Here is a 19025-nt window from a genome sequence, read left to right as displayed (position 1 = left end):
GACACTGCCCCACCCCAACCCCTCCCCTGAAGGGGAGGGGCTTTTCCAAGAGGCCTCAGCCCAGCTTGCTTGCCACCAGCGCCTTCAGGTCGACCTGCGCGCGTGCGCCGTAGTGCGAGATGATCTCCGCCGCACAGATCGCGCCCATCTTGAGCGACGCCGCGACGTCCTTGCCCTGCGCCTGGCCGCGCAGGAAGCCCGCCGCGAACAGGTCGCCCGCGCCGGTCGTGTCGACGACACGCTCGATCGGCTCGGCCGGAACGCTGACGGTCTCGCCGCCGGAAACCGCGATCGCGCCGTGCTCGCTGCGCGTGACGACCAGCATCGGCACGTCCGCCGCCGCCGCCGCGACCGCTGCGTCGAAATCCTGCGTGTCCATCAGCGCGGTGATCTCGGCCTCGTTGGCAAACATGATGTCGATGAGACCGTCGGCCATCAGCTTGCGGAAATCACCGCCGTGGCGCGAGATGCAGAACACGTCGCTGAGCGTGAACGCAACCTTGCGCCCCGCCGCGCGCGCAACGTCGATCGCGGCGCGCATCGCCTGGCGCGGTTCCTCCGGATCCCACAGATAGCCTTCGAGATACAGGATCGCGGCACTCGCGATCAGGTCACGGTCGAGCGCGGCCTCGGGGAGGAACTGCGATGCGCCGAGGAAGGTGTTCATCGTACGCTGGCCGTCGGGGGTGACGAAGATCAGGCAACGCGCGGTCGTCGGGTCACCGTCGCGCGCGGCGGTGGTGAAGTCGATCCCGACCGTGCGGATGTCGTGCGCGAAGATGTCGCCCAGCTCGTCGCTCGCGACCTGCCCGATGAAGCCGCACTTGCCGCCCATCGCCGCGATCCCCGCGACGGTGTTCGCCGCCGAGCCGCCGCTCGCCTCGATCCCCGGGCCCATCTTGGCGTAGAGCGCGTCGGCTTCCTCGGGCGAGAACATGAGCTGCATCGAGCCCTTGGTCATCGCGGCTTCGGCAAGGAACGCGTCGTCGGACTGCGCCAGTACGTCGACGATGGCATTGCCGATCGCGACGACGTCATAGGTGGGCTCGGTCACAGGCAATCTCCGGTTGTGCAAAGGTTGCCGCGCCGTACCGGGGTGCCGGGATACGCGCAACCGCCACGCGGAAAGGCCCGACGCTTTCGCGCCGGGCCTCCCGGAACCGTCAGATCAGGTCAGCTTAGCGGCAGACGACGTTGCCGCGATCGACCGACTGGCCGAGCAACGCACCCGCGCCGCCACCGATCAGCGTGCCGAGCAGCCGCGAGCCACCGCCCGCGATCGTGTTGCCGAGGGCGCCCCCCGCGAGACCGCCGATGATCAGGCCGGTCGTGCCGTCGCCACGGCGGCAGTAATAGCGGTTGTCGCGCCCGCGATAGATGCGGTCGTTGCGGGTCAGGCGGCGCGGCTGATAATATTGGCCATCGCGATAATAGTTTTCGGCATAATAGGCGCGCTGCCCATTCTCGTAGCGATTGTAATCATAGTTGCGATACTGGCGCCAGTCGCGGTTCTGGTTGCGATCCCGGTTGCGGTCGCGCTGGGCGTCGCGCACGTCGCGGCGGTAGTCCTGGCGTGCGTCCCGAACATCGCCACGCGAGTCGGCATTGCGGACGTCCTGGCGATAGTCGCGCTGCGCGTCGCGGACATCCTGGCGATATTCGCGGTTGGGGTTGTCCTGCGCGGTGGCGGGCAACGCGCTGAGGGCCGTCGTCGCGATTGCCACTGCCATAAAGAACTTACGCATTGAAGAGAACTCCTCGGATCAAATCCATATCGTGGATCAATCGGGAGAACACATGGCCGATGCGGAAAGTTGCGTGAACGGAAAACTACGTACCGTTCACGCAAGTGTCAGGAATATCAGGCGTTAAGGCTATGTGTTAAAGTAATATCGGCGTTAAGCACTTTCGATACCGGGCAATTCGCCTTGGCACCTGCTGCGATTTCCTCGAACTTGGCGGGATCGATCCCGGCGATCGTCGCCTTGAGGTCGAGCGCCGAACGCGTGATCGTGAACCCGTCGCCATCCTTGTCGAGCGTGACCTTGGCGGTCGTCTCGAGCTTGCCGTCGGCATACCCCTCCTTGGCGAGCGCGAAGCTCAGCGCCATCGTGAAGCAGCTTGCGTGCGCGGCGGCGATCAGTTCCTCGGGGTTGGTGCCGGGGCCTTCCTCGAAGCGGCTGTTGAAGCCGTATTGCGTGTCCGAGAGGATGCCGGACTGGGTCGAGACATGGCCCTTGCCGTCCTTGCCAAAGCCTTCGTAGGTGGCCGAGCCGCTGCGTGTGGTCATCGTCATTCTCCTGGACGTGAAAAAGCGCGAGCCCTTGCGGGCCCGCGCTGGATATAGGGTCGATAGGGCGGGATTTTAGCGGCAGCGGCGATCCGCGGTCATCGACCGGTCGATCGCACGGCCACCGAACGCGCCGGCAACGCCACCGAGCACGGTGCCGAGCGTCTTGTCGCCACGCCCCGCGACCTGGTTGCCGAGCAGCGCGCCGCCGACGCCGCCGACGAGCAGGCCGGTCGTGCCGTCCGAATGGCGGCAGTAGCGGCGACCGTCACGGCCCTGATAGACACGCGGCTGATAACGGCCATGATGCTCGCGCGCGGCCGCCTGGGTGGTCGGGACCGCCATGGTGGCGGGGATGACGAGCGATGCGGCGCTGAGCGCCATCAGGAACGTACGCATTCTATTACTCCCAGTTACGATCTTTGCTCTGGATCAATTCCATAGCAGTAACGATACGTAGTTAGGCGGGGTTGCATGAACCTCAAACAACCTCACGTTCAGCTTTGCACGGCATTGCCTTCCGGGTACCGGGGACTTGCGCTTGTCTTGGTTAACCGGTGGGCCGCAGTTCAGGTGGTGGCGAGCAACCGTCGCGCGCGCGCGCAATCCGCGTCCATCTGCGTCGTCAGCGCCTCGAGCGAGTCGAACTTCGCTTCGGGCCGCAGATACTCGACCAGCGCGACCTCGAGCGGTTGCCCGTACAGATCCTCGGAAAAATCGAAGAAGAACGGCTCGAGCAGTTCCTTCGGCGGGTCGAAGCTGGGGCGGATCCCAAGGTTCGCCGCGCCGTCGACGACACGCCCGTCCGCCAGCATCCCGCGCACCGCATAGATGCCGTAGGCCGGGCGCACATAGCCGCCCATGTCGAGATTGGCGGTCGGATAGCCGATCGTACGGCCGAGTTTGTCGCCATGCTGGACAACCCCCGCGATCGTGAAGGCGCGCGTCAGCAGCCGCGCCGCGCCCCGGGGATCGCCCTGTTGCAACAGCTCGCGGATCCGGGTCGAGGACACCGGTTCACCGTCGAGCGTCACCGGATCGACCGTATCGACCGAGAAACCGTGCGTTGCGCCGAACGTCGCGAGCGCCGCAACCGAACCGCTGCGCGCCTTGCCGAAGGTGAAATCCCCGCCGGTCACGACCCCGCCGACGCCCAGCGCCGCGATCAGCCGTTCCGCGACGAACGCTTCCGCATCCAGCGCCGCGAGCGCGGCGTCGAAGCGGAACACCACCATCGCATCCGCGCCCGCCTCCGCGAACCAGCGTTCGCGCTGGTCGAGCGTGCTGAGGCGGAACGGCGCGCTGTCGGGGACGAAATGGCGGATCGGGTGCGGATCGAACGTGCCGACCAGCGCGGGACGCCCCTCGGCACGCGCGCGGGCGACCGCACGGCCGACCACGGCCTGATGCCCAAGGTGAAATCCATCGAAATTGCCGAGCGCGATAATCCCGCCGCGCAAGCGCTCCGGAACAACCGAGCCGCCGTCGAGCCGCTCCATGGGTGCGCCTATAAGCGGGCCGGGCCGACTGCGCTAGGCGGCTTTGTCGGGAACAATCCCGGCGCGGAGCACCCGCAACACGTTGCCGCCCATCACCTTGGCGACATCCGCATCGCTGAACCCACGATCGAGCAGCGCCTGAGTGATCGCGACGACCTGCCCCGAATCGAACCCGGTCGTCACCGCGCCGTCGAAATCCGATCCGAGCCCGACGTGATCGATCCCGACCAGGTCGCGCACATGCGCGATCGCCGCCGCCGCGGCTTCGGGCCGGGTCGAGCAGATCGCGGCATCCCAATAACCGATCCCGACCACCCCGCCGGTGCGCGCGACGCCGCGAATCTCTGCATCGGTCAGATTGCGGTTGACCTGCAGGTCGCCTGCACCCCGCCATGGCTCGCCACCACCGGGCGGCGCGCGATCGCGAGGACCTCGGCGATCGTCGCGTGGCTTGCGTGCGCGATGTCGACGATCATCCCGAGCGCCTCCATCCGCCGCACGACCTGCCGCCCGAGCGGGGTCAGCCCGCCCTTGGCCTCGCCGTGCATCGATCCCGCCACGTCATTGTCGAAGAAATGCGCGAGCCCCGCCATGCGGAAGCCCGCACCATATAGCGTGTCGAGATTGGCGAGCTTGCCCTCGAGATCCTGCAGTCCTTCGATCGACAGCATCGCGCCGACGACCTTCGCCCCCTCGGCGCGGTCCGCGAGCAGCCGGTCGAGCTGTGCCGACGAGCGGATCACGCGCAACTGGCCGTTGGAGGCGGCGGCATAGCGGTCCAGCTTCTGTGCGTGCCACAGCGAGCGCTGGAGCAGCGACGTCCAGGTGCGCGGCGGTTGCAGATCGGCGATCGTCAGCGCGGTAATGTTGTCGGTGTTGGCCGGATTGGCGTCGTAATTCTGGTTCGCCGGTGTCTTGGTGACCGACGAGAATATCTGCAGCGCATAATTGCCCTTGAGCAGGCGGGGGAGATCGACCTGCCCCTGGTGCGCGGGGGCGAGCAGGCTGCGTTGCCAGAGCAACGTGTCGGCATGCATGTCGGCGACCTGCAACCGCGCATGGAGCGCCTGCGCCCGTGGCGAGATGCGGAAGGGTACGGGCTCGACCGTGTTCATCCCGCGTTCGATGAGCCCCGGAGCGAGCACGAAGAACAGGATCGCCCCGAGCGCGACGAGGCCGAGCACGGCCCCCAGGATCTTGCGCAGCATCGTCACTCTCCGGCCCGCCGGGCTGTGGTCGCCCGATCTGGGGGACGGTATGCGGCGCGCCCGACACCGGGACAAGCCCGGCGGCGGTCAGGGTCTTGCGAGCGTGACGAAGCTGTAGGCGGGTCGGCCGTCGTCTGCGGGATTCGCTGCGCGCGCGATTTCTTGCCAGCCTTCGAAGCGCGGAACGACCACGTCGCCATCGGGCGTGGCATGGACTTCGGTCAGCTCGATCCGGTCGGCGCGCGGTTCCAACAGCGCGAAGATGTCCGCGCCGCCGATGACGGCAATCTCCCCGGTCCCGGCGAGGGCGATCGCATCCGCGATCGTGGGGACGACCTCAGCGCCGGGCGCGGACCAGCGCGGGTCGCGCGTCAGCACGATGTGGCGGCGGCCGGGCAGGGGGGACGGAAAGCTCTCGAAAGTCTTGCGCCCCATGATCATCGGCTTGCCGATCGTTAGCGCCTTGAACCGCTTGAGGTCGGCCGGGAGGTGCCACGGCAGCGCGCCATCGCGGCCGATCACGCCATTGTCGGCGCGCGCGAGGATCAGCGTGATCATGGCGGGTCTCCTGCTGCGGAGGGCGGGTTGCCGTTCGCGCAGGTGCGATAGCGGTCGGGGTGGACCGGGGTCGATTCCTATTTCGTCCCCGTGCGCGGAAAGGGGGCGAGGGCTTTCCGGGTAAGTGACAACGCACCCTGACACGTCGGGGTGTAGCGTTGCCCGCAGTTCCGGCGTAGCTTTCGCAAATGCTGCTGCCCAGCGCTTCGGGGGAACGCTCATGAACCTGCTTGTCCTCGCCGCTTTCGGATCGGGTGCCGCAGCGCTGTTGTCGATCCTTGGCGTGGCGCGGCGGTTGTGGATGATCGTCGGAGCCGCGCTGCTGCTCGGGGCGACCGGCTTCGCGGTGCAAAGCACCCGCCACCAGCCCGGCAAGCCGGTCGCCGCCGACGTCGACCCGATCACGGTCGATCCCGGCATGATCGCATTCCGCGCGGCGGTGTTCGCGCCGTCCGCGGTCGACGACCTCGCGCTGGCCAGCGCCGACGGGCGGCTGCAGTCCGGCGATACACTGGCTGCGGCGGAGGGGCTCGCGCGCGACCTCCTGCTGCGCCCTGACGATGCGACCTTGTGGACCGCCTATGGCTATGCGCTCGCGCTCCACGATCATGCCGTGTCCCCCGCGGCGAAGGTCGCGTTCCGGCGCGCGGTGGCGCTGGCGCCGCATACCCCCGGCCCCGCCTTCTTCCTCGGCATGGCGTATGTCGATGCCGGCGAATTTGCCGCCGCGCGGCCTTATTGGAGCTATGCGCTGTCAGTGACGCCGCGCGACGCGCCGTACCGTGGGGACATCGCCGAGCGGATCGCGGCGATCGACCAGTTCCGCACGATGACGGCGGCGCAACGCACCGGCGAGCGGTAAGGCGCGACCGTCGCGCGCGCTCAGCGCACTACGAGCCGGGTATAGAGGTGCCAGGTCGCATAGCCGAGCCACGGCAACACCACCGCTAGCCCGATCGCCGCAGGGATCATCCCCAGCAGCATCAACCCCGCGACTCGCATCCCCCAGCCAAACACTTCGCGCGGATTCTCGCGCACCGCCTTCAGTGACGTGCGCACCGCGGTCGCGGCGTCGACCGGCGTATCGACCACCATCGGGAAGGACACGACCGCAAGCACGAGCGTCGCCACCGCAAACCCCGCGCCCGCAAGATTGCCGAGCACGATCAGTTGCCAGCCCTCGGCCGTGGTGAACAATCGTCCGAACACGTCGCCGACCGTCATCGGTGCCAATGCGCCGAGCGTCGCCTGGTAGATCGCATAAGCGACTGCCAGCCACGCAACGAACAGCACTGCGATCCCCAGCGTCAGCAGCGCGAGCGGAATGCGGCTGCGCCCATTGAGCGGGTCGAGGAAATGCCACCAGCTCGAGTCGCGGCCTTCCTCGCGACGCCGCGCGAGTTCGTAGAAGCCCGAGGCGACCGCCGGCCCCGCGATCGACAGCCCCGCGACGAGCGGGAAGAGCAGCGGCAACAACGGCGCGTTGAAGCTGAACAGCACCGCGACGAAACAGACGATCGGATAGAGCAGCCCGAGAAAAATCAGGTCGCCGCGCTTCTCGGTGAAATCGCGCCAGCCCTCCGCCAGGGCCCAGGTGAGATCGCTCGAGCTGATCCGCCGGATCTCGGGGAGATCGGGGGCAGCAGCAGGCGTAGCGGCGGCGTTGGCGTTCCACGTGGTGGGCATGGCGATTTCCTCTCGAGTGGTGCGTCTTTCCTTCTTGTCGGTGGGAGGATCATACGCCTGTTCGGGCGCGCGGACAAATCAGCGGGTGGAGATCAAGCGAAGGGGCCGTTGAGCCGCACGATCGACCAGTTGAGGACCGCGGCGAAGCTGACCCACAGGAAATACGGCACGATCAACAGTGCGGCGAACGGCGATATCGGAGCCAGCCCGACCAGCAACGCGACCAGCGATCCCCACAGGAACACCACTTCGCCCAGCGCCCAGTCGGGCCGCTTGAGCGCGAAGAACAACGGGCTCCACAGGAAATGGCACAGCGCGTTGACCGCGAACAGGATCACGACCGAGGTCCGCGCGGCGGAATCGGGCGCAGCGGTCCAGGCGATCGCGGCGGACCAGGCGGCGAGCCCGAGGATGACGGTCCACGCCGGGCCGAACAGCCAGTTGGGCGGCTGCCACGAGGGTTTGCGCAAATTCTTGTACCAGTCGCCGATCGGCGTCGCGAGCCCACCGACGACGAGCAGGGCGGTGGCGCACGCGCCGGAGACATAAAGCGGATTCATTCAGCATATTTGGTGGCAACGCGCGCAAAACGCCAGTGTCCACTTGCCGAGTGTCAAGCGCATGATACACTGAGGGCATGCGAGCGGCCTTTCCCTTTTCGGCGATCGTCGGCCAGGACGAGATGAAGCTTGCGCTGCTGCTCGCCGCGGTCGATCCGCGGATCGGCGGGGTGATGGTGTTCGGCGATCGCGGGACGGGCAAGTCGACAGCGGTGCGCACGCTGGCGGCGTTGCTGCCGCCGATGCCTGCCGCGCTGGCAGGCTATCATCCCGAAGGCGCGCCGCCGGTCGCTGCAAAAGCAACCGTCGCGGTTCCGTTCGTCGATCTCCCGCTTGGTGCGACCGAGGATCGCGTGGTTGGCGCGCTCGATCTGGAGCGGGCGCTTGGGGCGGGGGTCAAGGCGTTCGAGCCGGGCCTGCTCGCGCGTGCCAATGGCGGGTTCCTGTATATCGACGAGGTCAACCTGCTCGAGGATCACATCGTCGACCTGCTGCTCGATGTCGCGGCGTCGGGCGAGAATGTCGTCGAGCGCGAGGGACTTTCGGTGCGGCATCCGGCGCGGTTCGTGCTGGTCGGCAGCGGCAACCCCGAGGAGGGCGAGCTCCGCCCGCAATTGCTCGATCGTTTCGGGCTGTCGGTCGAGGTGCGGACCCCGCAGGACCTGGCGAGCCGGGTCGAGATCCTCAGGCGCTGCGACGCGTTCGAGCGGACGCCCGAGGCCTTTGCCGAAACGTGGCGGAGCGCGGAGAAGAAGACGCTCAAGCGAATCGCGCGCGGCCGCGCCGGGCTTGCGGAGGTGGTCGTGCCCGATCCGATGCTGGCGCGCGCCTCGACCCTGTGCATGGCGGTCGGCGCGGACGGGTTGCGCGGCGAACTGACGCTGATCCGCGCGGCGCGGGCGCTGGCGGCGCTCGACGGCGCGGGCGCGGTCACCGCCGACCATATCGCGCGGATCGCGCCGCTTGCGCTGCGGCATCGGCTGCGGCGCGGGGTGCTCGACGAAACCGGCTCGACCGTGCGGATCGAACGCGCGCTGGACGAACTGGCGGCGGCATGACCGATCCGCCCTCGGCGCTGGACGATGCGCTGCTGGCGGCGCGGCTGTGCGCTATGGATCCGGTCGGGCTTGGCGGGATGATCCTGCGCGGCGGGGGTGACATGCGCGACGACGTGGTGGCGGCGCTCCATGCGGCCTTGCCCGACGGCGCGCCGCTGCGACGGATTCCCGCGCACGTTGACGACGAGGCGTTCCTCGGCGGGCTTGATCTCGGCGCGACGCTCGCGCTTGGGCGACCGGTGCGGCAGCGCGGGCTGCTGGCGGCGGCGGATGGCGGCTTGGTGGTGCTGCCGATGTCGGACCGGATGACCGACGCGACCGCCGCGCGACTCGCGGGCGTGCTCGATGCGGGCGCGGTGGACGGGGCGGCGGTGCAGGTCGCGGTGGTCGCGCTCGACGACGGGGTGGACGACGAGGCCCCGCCCCAGACGCTGGTCGAGCGGCTCGCGTTTCGGATGGATCTGTCGGGGTGTCGCCCGACTTCCGCTTCCCCGGCGAAGGCCGGGGCCCAGTTGCGGGACGATGCTGGCGAAGCGATGCGCGCTGTTACAGCGACCTGCGCGACTGGGCCCCGGCCTTCGCCGGGGAAGGATGCCGCCAAAATGACGCGTCTGGTGACAGAAACCGTTGAAATTGCCTCCGAAAGCCTGCTCGAAAACGATCGGGTAAAGGCAACCCCACCACCCGACCCATTTGCCATCCTCGCCGCAACCGCACTGGCACTCGGGATCGATTCCGCCCGCGCGCCGCTGTTCGCGCTCCGCACCGCGCGCGCCGCCGCCGCGCTTGCCGGGCGCGATGGCATCGAGGACGAGGATCTGTTGCTCGCGGTCCGTCTCGTCCTCGTGCCCCGCGCGACCCGGCTGCCCGCGCCGCCCGAAGCCGACAGCGCCAGCGACCCCCCGCCGCCACCTCCCGAAAGCGACTCGGGCGAGGAGGAACACGGCACCCCCGAGGCCCCCGAAGACGTCATCCTCGAAGCCGCGCTCGCCACGCTCCCGCGCGACATGCTCGAACAGCTCGCGGCAGGGCGCGGGCGGCGTAGCGCGAACCGCGCGAGCGGTGCTGGCGAACGCCGCAAGTCCGCATTGCGCGGCCGCCCTTTGGCCTCGCGCGCAGGTATCCCGCGCGGTGGCGTGCGGCTAAGCCTGATCGATACGCTGCGCGCCGCCGCGCCGTGGCAGACGCTGCGCGCGCGGGGCGACGGCGCGATCCGGATCCGGCGCGACGACCTGCGCATCCGCCGGTTCGAGACTCGCAGCGAAACACTGACGATCTTCGCGGTCGATGCGTCGGGGTCGGCGGCGGCGGCGCGGCTGGCGGAGGCGAAGGGCGCGGTCGAGCTGTTGCTCGCCGAGGCCTATGTAAAGCGCGCGCAGGTCGCGCTGATCGCGTTTCGCGGGGTTGGTGCGGAACTGCTGCTCCCGCCGACACGCTCGCTGACCCGCGCGCGGCGTGCGCTCGCGGCGCTGCCGGGGGGCGGGGGGACGCCGCTCGCCGCCGGGCTCGACGCCGCGCGGCTGCTGGCGGAAGCGGCGCGCGCGCGCGGACGGACTCCGTTCCTCGTCGTGCTGACCGACGGCCGCGCCAACATCGCCGCAGACGGCAGCGCGGTCCGCGACCGCGCCGAGCGCGACGCCGAACAGGCCGCGCGCGCGATCGGCCAGATGCGGATCGGTGCGGCGTTCCTCGACACGTCCGCGCGGCCCCGCCCCGAGGGCGCGCGCCTCGCGCTGGCGATGGGCGCGCGCTATCTCCCGCTGCCGCGCGCGGATGCGGCGGCGATGCACCGCGCGGTCGCCGCGGTGCAGGCGGCATGAGCGCGCCGCGCTGGTCGGTCGAGGGGCGCGACTGGCCCAATCGCGCCGCCAGCCGGTTCGTCGAGAGCGGGCGAATCCGCTGGCACGTCCAGCAGATGGGGGCGGGGCCGGTCGTGCTGCTGCTCCACGGCACCGGCGCGGCGACGCATAGCTGGCGCGGGCTGATGCCGCTGCTGGCAGAGCGCTTCACGGTCGTCGCGCCCGATCTGCCGGGGCATGGCTTCACCACCGGGCGTCCCTCCGGCGGGCTCGCGATGCCCGCGATGGCGCGCGCGGTCGGCAATCTGCTCGGCACGCTCGGGGTAGCGCCTGATCTCGTCGTCGGGCATTCGGCGGGGGCGGCGATCGGGGTGCGGATGGTGCTCGACGGGCTGGTCCGGCCGCGCGGCGTGGTCGGCCTCAATCCGGCGCTGATGCCGTTCCCGGGGCTTGCCGCGCAGTTGTTCCCGACGCTCGCGCGGATGCTGTTCGTCAATCCGTTCGCGCCGCATATCGTCGCTGCGATGGTGCGCGGGCCCGGGGATGCTTCGGCCTATGTCAAACGCGCGACGGGGTCACGGATCGACTCGGCCGGGGTCGATTTCTACCGGCGGCTGTTCGCGACGTCGGATCATGTCGCAGGCGCGATCACGATGATGGCGGCGTGGGACCTCGACCCGTTCGCGCGCGACGTGCCGCGGCTGCGCGTGCCGACGCTGTTGGTGCACGGCGCGGCGGATACGGCGATTCCGCTCTCGTCGGTCAAGGCGGCGGGGGCGCTGATCCCCGGGAGCCGGACCGAGGTCATGCCGGGGCTTGGCCATCTCGCGCATGAGGAACGCCCCGCGGATGTGGCGGCGCTGATCCAAGGGTTCGCGGGGAGGGTGCAATAGCGTGATCGCAGGCCACCCCGGCCTCGTCGCGCTGCTCGACATGGCGATCGTCGGGGTGCCCACGGTCGTCTTCATCGTCTGGCAGCTCGTCTCGATCAACCGCGAGATCGCGCGCGACAAGGTTCGGAAAGCCGACGACTCACCAGAAGGCGCGCGGCATCCGGTAGGGGAGCATCGACTGGACGACCGGTGAGCGGAAACGCCCGAGCGACAGGCTCTCGTGCACAGCGCGGACGGACTCGCCGAACAGTCGGGTGTCGAGCGCCGAACGCGCGTAGAACGGCGCGTCGATCCACGTCTTCGCCACCGTCGGCACCGATCCCGGATCGGCGCGAGTCGCCCGCGGCACCAGCCAGCGCGTCCGCGGCAGCACCACGCGCGGTGGCGGCGCAACGTCGTGCCAGCGCCCCTGCCGGTCGAACTTCAGCGCAAGGTCGAACGGCGCGCCGTTGCGGCGACGCCCCTCATACAACACAGCGACATCGGTCTTCAGATGCGCGCGCGCCCAGTGCCAGTCGTCGAACCCCGCCTCGAGCGGTTCGTCGCCGAAGTTCGAATCGAAATAGCCGTCCCCCGACCAGCGCACGTCCGGGTGCGTCATCTCCACCTCGACTCGCGCGCGCGGCGCGACCGGATGCCAGCGGTGGCGCGCTTCGGGATCGAGCGCGAAGGCGGTCGTCCCGATCATCTCGGGCCGCACCCGCACCGTGCCGCGCACCGGATAGGGCAAGGGCGCGGAAATCTCGGCGATGTCGATCACCAGCGTATCCCCGTCCCAGCTCAGCGCGCTCGGCCCCACCGCGAAATGATCCGCATCGCGGCGCACCCGCTTCTCGCCACGCTCGGTCATCGCCCAGGCCCCGCCGCGCGGGCCGCACAACGCCACGTTGATCGCGCAGTGATTGTCCGGCCGCCCGCGCCCCGACAGCTTGTAATAGGGCGAGAAGACGCTCCCGACGAACGCGATGATCGTCAGGCCGAAGCGACGGTCCGCGCTGAACGCGTCGACATACCACCAGGCATAGCCACCGGGTGGGACGACACCGTCGAAGCGCGGTCCCTGAGCAGGGAGTCGACGGCTAGGCGGGCGGACAAGGCCGCCATCGGGACGCCCGCGCCCGGATGGGTACTCCCGCCCGCGCAATAGAGCCCAGGGATCCGAGTCCGGCTGCCGGGGCGCCGGAAGGACGCCGCCCACCCGTGCGAGTCCGGTCCATAAAGGGCTCCACCCGTCCGTGGAAACAGGCGGTGGAAGTCCTGCGGCCTGGTCAGCACCGTTGCCGCCGCCGGCAGGTCGAGCGTCAAGCCGGCGCGGGTGAGCGTTGCGTGCATCGACTGAGTGCATTGGTCCGTCTCCGCTTGGGTGAGGGGATGGGTGTCGCCGGTGGGGCTCGCGTTGACGATGATCTGGAAGCGTTCGGGGCCGATGCGCGCCGCGACGTCGCGCGCGTCGCGGTCCTGCGCGCAGACGTAGACGCTCGGGTCGCCCGCCAGCCGTCCGCCCGCGAGCGCGTCGAACTCGGCGGCTGAGTCGCGCGAGAAGAAGACGTTGTGGCGCACCAGCGGAAAGCCCTCGGCGTTCCCGCGCGCGCACCACACCAGCGCCGACAACGACCGCCGCGCCGGCGGTTGCGCCGGGACCGCATGCCGCACGCCGGCGCCGAACGCGCCGCCCGCCAGCGCGGCAGGATCGGCGTTGCACACCACCGCGCCCGCCGCGATCCGCTCGCCCGTCGCGAGCACGACCCCCGCCGCCCGCCCGCGCTCGACGAGGATCTCGGCGACCGGCGCGCCATAGCGAAAGGTCGCGCCGTTGCGCAGCGCCAGCGCCTCGAGCGCTAGCGCAAGGCGGTGCATCCCGCCCTCGATCAGCCACACCCCCGCTGCCTCGACATGCGCGATCAGCATCAGCGTCCCCGGACACTGGAACGGCGACGACCCGCAATAGGTCGCATAGCGCCCGAACAACTGCCGCAGCCGCGGATCGCGGAAATGGTCGCCGAGCGCGCGCCACAGCGACTCATACGGGCGGATCCGGTTGAGATCGGCAAAACCGCGCCACCCGAGCCGCCACGTCAGCCCGAGCGGGTTGGTCTGCGGTGCCTGCAGGAATGGCCGGTCGAGCGTCTCGAAGATCCGCTGCGCCTCGGCGCGGAATGCGCGATACCCCGCCGCCTCGCGCGCGCCCGCAAGCGCGCCGATCGCCGCCGCGCTCTCGGCCGGATCGGCGAACAGGTCGAGCCGGTCGTCGCCCCAGGCATGCCGCGCGAGGATCGTCGCGGGGGTGAGGGTGAGATGCGCGTCGAGCGATGATCCGCACGCGTCGAACACCGCGTCGAACACGTGCCGCAAGGTGAACACCGTCGGCCCCGCGTCGATCGCCGCTCCCCCGGGATGGACCGCGCGCAGCTTGCCGCCGGGGGTGGGGGCAGCCTCGACCACCGTCACCGCCATCCCCTGCGCCGCAAGCAGCGCCGCGCTGACGAGCCCCCCGACTCCAGCCCCGATGATGACGGCATGGTCCTGCGTTGCCACCGGCCTTCTCCACGACAGTTGACCGCAACCCCTTTGGTGTCCAATCAACTGGACACAAGGTTTCGTCCAGATTGGAAAGCATGTCAAAGGACTATCTGCATCGCATGCGCGGGACCTGGATCGGCTGGCGCAACGCCGTGCTGTCCTCCCCACGGTTTCAAGACTTTGCCGCGCGATGCTGGCTGACCCGCCCGGTCGCGCATGCGCGGGCACGGGGGCTGTTCGATCTCGTCGCGGGGTTCGTCTACGCGCAGACGCTCGCGGCGTGTGTCGACCTCGGGTTGCTCGACCTGCTGGCGGAAGGCCCGCTGGAAACCGGGGTGATCGCGCGCCACTGCGACCTGTCCCCCGACTCCGCGTTGCGCCTGCTGCGCGCAGCGGCATCGCTTGGGCTGGTCGAACCCTTTGGGGCGGCATGGGTCCTCGGCAGCAACGGCGCGGCGCTGCGCGGGAATGGCGGCATCGCCGAAATGGTCGCGCACCATCACCTGCTCTATGCGGATCTCGCCGATCCCGCTGCGTTGTTGCGACGCGGCGGAGGGGGCGGGGCACTCGCAGGCTTCTGGCGCTACGCCGAGCATCCGGGCGACGGCGATACGGCGGCGGTCAGTGCCTATTCACGGCTGATGGCAGCCTCGCAGCCTTTGGTCGCCGCGCAAATCCTGCGGTCCTATCGCTTCGCGCAGCATCGCCGGATGCTCGATGTCGGCGGCGGGGAGGGGCGGTTCGTCGAGTCGGTCGGCAACCACGTATCCGGGATCGACCTCGCCGTGTTCGATCTCCCTGCGGTCGGCGTGCGGGCGCAGGCCCGACTCGCCGCCGCTGGCCTTGGTGCGCGAACGACGATCCACGGCGGGAATTTCCTGCTCGATCCGCTCCCTGCCGGACACGACCTGATCACGCTGGTCCGCGTGCTGCATGATCATGACGATGCGCCCGCCCTTGCGTTGCTGCGCGCGATCCATGCCGCGCTGCCCCCCGGCGGCACGCTGCTGATTGCAGACCGATGGCGGGCACGCGCGGCGCAGAGCCGGCGGGCGACGCCTATTTTGGCCTGTATCTGCTCGCCATGGGGTCGGGGCGACCCCGGACTCCCCGCGAAATCCACGCGATGCTGCGCACCGCAGGCTTCGCCACGGTGCGGACGCTGGCAACCGCGATGCCGCTGACCTGCCGGGTCATCGTTGCACGCCGCCAATCAGGCGACATAAAAGATTGACAACTAAAAGTGTCCAACTAAACTTACACTCAAGACGAGCCGTAGTGGCATTGTCGTCCGGGGAGAAGCGCGGTGGAAACACTGGCAGTGGTATTGGAGGCGCCTGAACGGCTGGTCCTTCGTCCGCTCGCGCTGACCGACCTGGGTACCGCCGACGTCCTGATCGACGTCGCCTGGAGCGGGATCAGTTCGGGCACCGAGAAACTGCTGTGGTCGGGCCGGATGCCCGCTTTTCCCGGCATGGGGTATCCGCTCGTTCCGGGGTATGAATCGGTCGGGCGGATCGTCGATGCCGGGGCGGAGGTGCGCGGGCGGATCGGCGAATGGGTCTTCGTCCCCGGCGCCAATTGCTATCAGGACGCGCGCGGATTGTTCGGGGGAACGGCTGAGCGCGTCATCCTGCCCTCGGCGCGCGCGCTTCCGGTCGCCGAATCGCTCGGGGCGGACGGGATCCTCACTGCGCTGGCGGCAACCGCTTATCATGCGGTGGCGGGGGGCAATCCGCCGGATCTGGTGATCGGCCACGGGATCGTCGGGCGGCTGGTCGCGCGGATCGCGGTCGCCTGCGGCGCGCCTGCACCGACCGTGTGGGAAACCAACCCGGACCGGCGCGATGGCGATGGTTACGCCGTGATCGACCCTGAGCACGACGACCGCCGCGATTATGCGACGATCTGTGACGCGAGCGGCGCGCCCGACATTCTCGACACCGCGATCCCGCGGCTAGCGAAGCGCGGCGAGATCGTGCTCGCGGGGTTTTACGACCGGCTGAGCTTCGGCTTCCCGCCTGCCTTCCAGCGCGAGGCGCGGCTGCGCATCTCCGCCGAATTCACCCCCGCAGACGTCGCCGCGACCCATGCACTGGTCGACTCCGGTGCGCTGCGGCTCGGCGGGCTGATCAGCCACGTCCGCCCCGCGACCGAGGCGCTCGACGCCTATCCCGCCGCCTTTGGCGACCCGGACTGTCTCAAGATGGTACTCGACTGGAGGGCTGCATGACGATGCTCGATCCCGGACCGCTGCGGCAGGAAGCCGAGCACGAACCGGACCCGGTCCCGACCGGCCCGGTCACCAAGGAAACGCAGATCATCGCGATCTACGGCAAGGGCGGCAGCGGCAAGTCGTTCGCGCTGGCGAACCTCAGCTACATGATGGCGCAGCAGGGCAAGCGCGTGCTGCTGATCGGCTGCGACCCGAAGAGCGATACGACCTCGCTGCTGTTCGGCGGCAAATCGACCCCGACGATCATCGAGACCAGCTCGCGCAAGAAGCTTGCGGGCGAGGAGATCGGGATCGAGGACGTCTGCTTCCAGCGCGACGGGGTGTTCGCGATGGAACTCGGCGGGCCCGAAGTCGGGCGCGGGTGCGGCGGGCGCGGGATCATCCACGGGTTCGAGACGCTCGAGAAACTCGGGTTCCATGAGTGGGGCTTCGACTATGTTTTGCTCGATTTCCTGGGCGACGTGGTGTGCGGCGGCTTCGGCCTGCCGATCGCGCGCGACATGTGCCAGAAGGTGATCGTGGTCGCGTCGAACGACCTGCAGTCGCTCTACGTCGCCAATAACGTCTGCAAGGCAGTCGAATATTTCCGCAAGATGGGCGGGAATGTCGGCGTCGCGGGGATGATCCTCAACAAGGACGACGGCACCGGCGAGGCGGAGGCGTTTGCCGCGGCAGTCGGCATCCCGGTGCTGACCGCGATCCCCGCGAACGAGGACATCCGCAAGAAAAGCGCGAATTACCAGATCATCGGCAAGCCCGGCGGGCAATGGGCGAGCCTGTTCGAGGAACTCGCGGTCAACGTCGCCGAAGCGCCGCCGTTGCGGCCGTCGCCGCTAGACCAGGACGGGTTGCTCGGGCTGTTCTCGGCGGATGTGACGGGGGCGGATTATGCGCTGAAGCCTGCGAGCCAGGCGGACATGCGCGGCGTCGCCTATGTGGCGAAGCCCACGCTCGAGGTCGTGTACGATGCCGTCTGAGGGCCCTGATCCTCTTTCTAAGCCCCTCCCCTTCAGGGGAGTGGTTGGGGTGGGGACGTCCGACCGCGTTCGGGACGTGATTATGAACGTCCCCACCCCCAGCCCAGTGGCGGGTCGATCAGGCTCTCAGCCTGATCTGAACCGCGCGGGGCGCGGTTCACCCGCCACTCCTGAAGGGGAGGGGAGCAGTTGCGCCAATACTGCCACCCTCCGCGAAGCCGCAGAACTCGCCGGAAAATCCGACATCCTAGCCCGCTACGACGCCGACTACCCGAGAGGCCCGCACGACCAGCCGCAATCCATGTGCCCAGCCTTCGGCTCGCTCCGCGTCGGGCTCCGCATGCGCCGCACCGCCACCGTCCTCTCGGGCTCGGCGTGCTGCGTCTACGGCCTCACCTTCACCTCCCATTTCTACGGCGCCAAACGCAGCGTCGGCTACGTCCCCTTCTCGTCCGAGACGCTGGTGACGGGCAAACTGTTCGAGGACATTCGCGACGCGGTTCATCAACTCGCCGACCCCGCGCTGTACGACACGATCATCGTCACCAATCTCTGCGTGCCGACCGCAAGCGGCGTGCCGCTGCAATTGCTCCCCGACCAGATCAACGGGGTGCGGATCATCGGGATCGACGTTCCCGGCTTCGGCGTGCCGACGCATGCCGAGGCGAAGGACGTCCTCGCGGGCGCAATGCTCAGCTATGCGCGCAAGGAGGCCGAGAGCGGCCCCGTCGCCGCGCCAAAGCAACGCCCGGACCGGCCGAGCGTGACTCTCCTTGGCGAGATGTTCCCGGCTGACCCGCCGGGAATCGGGCTGTTGCTCGAACCGCTGGGCTTGGCGGCCGGCCCGGTCGTCCCGACGCGCGAATGGCGCGAGCTGTATGCGGCGCTCGATTGCGCGGTGGTCGCGGCGATCCACCCCTTTTACACCGCGAGCGTCCGTGAGTTCGAAGCGGCGGGGCGCACGGTCGTCGGGTCCGCCCCGGTCGGCGCGGACGGCACCGCGGCGTGGCTCGACGCGATCGGCGCGGCGTGCGGGATCGCGCAGGACAAGGTCGATGCGGCGAAGAACCGCTTCCTCCCCGCGATCCGGGGCGCACTCGCCGCGCGGCCGATCGCCGGGCGGATCACCGTGTCGGGCTATGAAGGCTCCGAACTGCTCGTCGCACGTTTGCTGATCGAAAGCGGCGCGGACGTGCCGTACGTGGGCACCGCCTGCCCGCGCACCCCCTGGTCCGAACCCGACCGCGACTGGCTGGTCAGCCGCGGCGTCCGCGTCCAGTATCGCGCGAGCCTCGAGCAGGACATCGCCGCGGTCGAGGAATTCGGCCCGGATCTCGCGATCGGCACCACGCCCGTGGTGCAGCACGCCAAGCAGAAGGCGATCCCGGCGCTCTATTTCACCAACCTCATCTCGGCGCGCCCGCTGATGGGGCCGGCGGGGGCGGGGAGCCTCGCGCTGGTGGTGAATGCAGCGCTCGCCAACCAGGCGCGCTTCGACAAGATGACCGCCTTCTTCGAGGGGGTGGGCACCGGCGCGACCGCTGGCGTGTGGGAAGACACGCCGGTCGACCGGCCCGAATTTAAGGCGAAATACGCCGCAAAACGCATCGCCGCGGCGAAGGCCGAAGAAAGCGTGGGGTCATGAGCGGCCTTTTCTTCTCCCGTCACCCTGAACGCGTTTCAGGGTCCACCACGCAGCAAGGGCAGCCTGCCGTTGTGACACGGTGGATGCTGAAACAAG

Annotated in this window: 19 protein-coding genes and 1 pseudogene; 9 read left to right on the top strand and 11 right to left on the bottom strand. The window is 69.2% G+C overall.

The genetic code is table 11. The annotated features are described in order from the left end of the window. Positions 1 to 55 precede the first annotated feature (55 nt). The 7 genes and pseudogenes from RI03_RS15355 to RI03_RS15325 all read right to left on the bottom strand — a co-directional run bounded on the left by RI03_RS15355 (position 56) and on the right by RI03_RS15325 (position 5555). Positions 56 to 1054 (bottom strand): adenosine kinase, encoded by a 999-nt coding sequence (locus RI03_RS15355; protein ID WP_010218405.1) that lies wholly within the window; start codon positions 1052 to 1054, stop codon positions 56 to 58. 124 nt (positions 1055 to 1178) lie between these two features. Further along, positions 1179 to 1745 (bottom strand): glycine zipper 2TM domain-containing protein, encoded by a 567-nt coding sequence (locus tag RI03_RS15350; protein ID WP_026046759.1) that lies wholly within the window; start codon positions 1743 to 1745, stop codon positions 1179 to 1181. A gap of 116 nt (positions 1746 to 1861) precedes the next feature. Then, positions 1862 to 2290 (bottom strand): OsmC family protein, encoded by a 429-nt coding sequence (locus RI03_RS15345; protein WP_010218402.1) that lies wholly within the window; start codon positions 2288 to 2290, stop codon positions 1862 to 1864. Between the two features lie 75 nt (positions 2291 to 2365). Further along, positions 2366 to 2689, bottom strand: coding sequence for a glycine zipper 2TM domain-containing protein (locus tag RI03_RS15340; protein WP_010218401.1), 324 nt, complete (start codon positions 2687 to 2689; stop codon positions 2366 to 2368). A 170-nt stretch (positions 2690 to 2859) separates the two neighbouring features. Then, positions 2860 to 3789: a bifunctional riboflavin kinase/FAD synthetase gene (locus RI03_RS15335; RefSeq protein WP_010218400.1), complete on the bottom strand. Its 930-nt coding sequence runs from the start codon at positions 3787 to 3789 to the stop codon at positions 2860 to 2862. Between the two features lie 33 nt (positions 3790 to 3822). Beyond that, a pseudogene (locus RI03_RS15330) lies at positions 3823 to 4997 on the bottom strand (dipeptidase). Positions 4998 to 5084: 87 nt separating this feature from the next. Further along, positions 5085 to 5555 carry a dihydrofolate reductase gene (locus RI03_RS15325; RefSeq protein ID WP_010218399.1) on the bottom strand — a complete coding sequence of 157 codons (471 nt, stop codon included), beginning with the start codon at positions 5553 to 5555 and terminating at the stop codon, positions 5085 to 5087. Positions 5556 to 5775: 220 nt separating this feature from the next. Here RI03_RS15325 and RI03_RS15320 point away from each other — a divergent pair, with 220 nt between their 5' ends. Beyond that, positions 5776 to 6417 (top strand): tetratricopeptide repeat protein, encoded by a 642-nt coding sequence (locus RI03_RS15320; RefSeq protein ID WP_010218397.1) that lies wholly within the window; start codon positions 5776 to 5778, stop codon positions 6415 to 6417. A 20-nt stretch (positions 6418 to 6437) separates the two neighbouring features. Here the strand turns inward: RI03_RS15320 and RI03_RS15315 are convergent, their stop codons facing one another. Together RI03_RS15315 and RI03_RS15310 are read right to left on the bottom strand one after the other, a co-directional pair. Next, a complete protein-coding gene (locus RI03_RS15315) occupies positions 6438 to 7241 on the bottom strand; it encodes a DUF2189 domain-containing protein (RefSeq protein ID WP_010218396.1) in 804 nt (267 codons plus the stop codon). 92 nt (positions 7242 to 7333) lie between these two features. Beyond that, positions 7334 to 7801 carry a TspO/MBR family protein gene (locus tag RI03_RS15310; protein ID WP_010218395.1) on the bottom strand — a complete coding sequence of 156 codons (468 nt, stop codon included), beginning with the start codon at positions 7799 to 7801 and terminating at the stop codon, positions 7334 to 7336. Between the two features lie 77 nt (positions 7802 to 7878). Here RI03_RS15310 and RI03_RS15305 point away from each other — a divergent pair, with 77 nt between their 5' ends. Genes RI03_RS15305 through RI03_RS15290 form a run of 4 tightly spaced genes read left to right on the top strand, consistent with a single transcriptional unit; the run spans position 7879 to position 11744 of the window. After that, on the top strand, positions 7879 to 8859 hold the full coding sequence (locus RI03_RS15305) for an ATP-binding protein (protein WP_010218394.1): 981 nt from the start codon (positions 7879 to 7881) through the stop codon (positions 8857 to 8859). After that, on the top strand, positions 8856 to 10679 hold the full coding sequence (locus RI03_RS15300; protein WP_010218393.1) for a magnesium chelatase subunit D: 1824 nt from the start codon (positions 8856 to 8858) through the stop codon (positions 10677 to 10679). Before RI03_RS15305 ends, RI03_RS15300 begins: the two co-directional genes overlap by 4 nt. Continuing rightward, positions 10676 to 11551, top strand: a complete 876-nt coding sequence (bchO, locus tag RI03_RS15295) for an alpha/beta fold hydrolase BchO (protein ID WP_010218392.1) — start codon at positions 10676 to 10678, stop codon at positions 11549 to 11551. The genes RI03_RS15300 and bchO overlap by 4 nt, the downstream gene beginning before the upstream one ends. A gap of 1 nt (position 11552) precedes the next feature. After that, positions 11553 to 11744: a hypothetical protein gene (locus tag RI03_RS15290; protein ID WP_010218390.1), complete on the top strand. Its 192-nt coding sequence runs from the start codon at positions 11553 to 11555 to the stop codon at positions 11742 to 11744. Here RI03_RS15290 and RI03_RS15285 read toward each other — a convergent pair. Both RI03_RS15285 and crtD read right to left on the bottom strand, forming a co-directional pair. Continuing rightward, positions 11691 to 12401, bottom strand: a complete 711-nt coding sequence (locus RI03_RS15285) for a hydratase (RefSeq protein ID WP_238542399.1) — start codon at positions 12399 to 12401, stop codon at positions 11691 to 11693. The genes RI03_RS15290 and RI03_RS15285 overlap by 54 nt on opposite strands. Before the next feature lie 122 nt (positions 12402 to 12523). Beyond that, positions 12524 to 14086 (bottom strand): 1-hydroxycarotenoid 3,4-desaturase CrtD, encoded by a 1563-nt coding sequence (gene crtD, locus RI03_RS15280; RefSeq protein ID WP_010218386.1) that lies wholly within the window; start codon positions 14084 to 14086, stop codon positions 12524 to 12526. Positions 14087 to 14190: 104 nt separating this feature from the next. Between crtD and RI03_RS15275 the strand changes: the two genes are divergently transcribed. From RI03_RS15275 to bchY, 4 genes are all read left to right on the top strand, one after another. Then, entirely contained in the window at positions 14191 to 15255 is a 1065-nt protein-coding gene (locus tag RI03_RS15275; protein ID WP_238542398.1) for an acetylserotonin O-methyltransferase, read from the top strand. A 122-nt stretch (positions 15256 to 15377) separates the two neighbouring features. Continuing rightward, positions 15378 to 16304 carry a chlorophyll synthesis pathway protein BchC gene (gene bchC, locus RI03_RS15270; RefSeq protein WP_026046758.1) on the top strand — a complete coding sequence of 309 codons (927 nt, stop codon included), beginning with the start codon at positions 15378 to 15380 and terminating at the stop codon, positions 16302 to 16304. Next, positions 16301 to 17284 (top strand): chlorophyllide a reductase iron protein subunit X, encoded by a 984-nt coding sequence (locus RI03_RS15265; RefSeq protein ID WP_010218379.1) that lies wholly within the window; start codon positions 16301 to 16303, stop codon positions 17282 to 17284. The genes bchC and RI03_RS15265 overlap by 4 nt, the downstream gene beginning before the upstream one ends. Before the next feature lie 82 nt (positions 17285 to 17366). Further along, positions 17367 to 18929: a chlorophyllide a reductase subunit Y gene (gene bchY, locus RI03_RS15260; RefSeq protein WP_443208562.1), complete on the top strand. Its 1563-nt coding sequence runs from the start codon at positions 17367 to 17369 to the stop codon at positions 18927 to 18929. Positions 18930 to 19025 lie beyond the last annotated feature (96 nt).

Source organism: Sphingomonas sp. PAMC 26621 (assembly GCF_000251145.1).
Taxonomy (GTDB): Bacteria; Pseudomonadota; Alphaproteobacteria; order Sphingomonadales; family Sphingomonadaceae; genus Sphingomonas.
The sequence above is the reverse complement of the archived record's forward strand: the minus strand, read 5'-3'. Positions and strand labels throughout refer to the sequence as shown.